1 protein-coding gene is annotated in these 540 nt (G+C 57.4%); it reads right to left on the bottom strand.

Features of this window, described 5'->3' with window-relative positions; genetic code table 11:
• Window positions 1–43: 43 nt before the first annotated feature.
• A partial coding sequence (locus AC1DVJ_RS31325) for a C13 family peptidase (RefSeq protein ID WP_477596869.1) occupies window positions 44–540 on the bottom strand: 497 nt, incomplete at its 5' end.

Below are 540 nucleotides of genomic sequence, written 5' to 3'. Positions count from 1 at the left end.
GGTGTCAAGTACATAGTGTTTCCCCCTTGATACTGAAATCAGCTTAGTTGGTCTTTGCTTCCTTGTTATTCAGTGAGGCGCTATCGAGTGCCTTGCGTGCTTGCTGCTTGCGTAACAGCTGCCAACGCGCAAGGACGCCCTTGGGGGCCCAGATTTGTGGTTCCGACGCTTCGAAGTTGTCCGCCTGCTCGCGATCGGCGACGGTTGCCTTGGCCAGGGTGAAAGCCTGTTGCAGGTCGTCGGTCTGGTTGAGTGCCTGGGCGAACAGTGCGTCACCGAAGTAGGTGAAGTCGGCTTCTTCCGAGCAACCAAAGGACACCCGATCAGTCCGCGAGGCGGTCATGATCATCGTCCGGTCATCTTTGAGCGCAGGAATAAAACCGCCGGAGTAGCAGGCCGAGATCACAATGATCTTGTCGCGATTCTTCAGCGGCGCGAGCACTGTGGCCAACTCGTCGGCCGGCAGATCGGCCAGCTCCAGACGCGGCTGGTCGAGCACCAATTCATGTTCGTGAGTACCGTGACTGGTCAGGTAGATGA

This window comes from Paenibacillus sp. P4_A9 (genome assembly GCF_056402415.1).
This window is presented reverse-complemented; position numbering and strand designations above follow the sequence as displayed.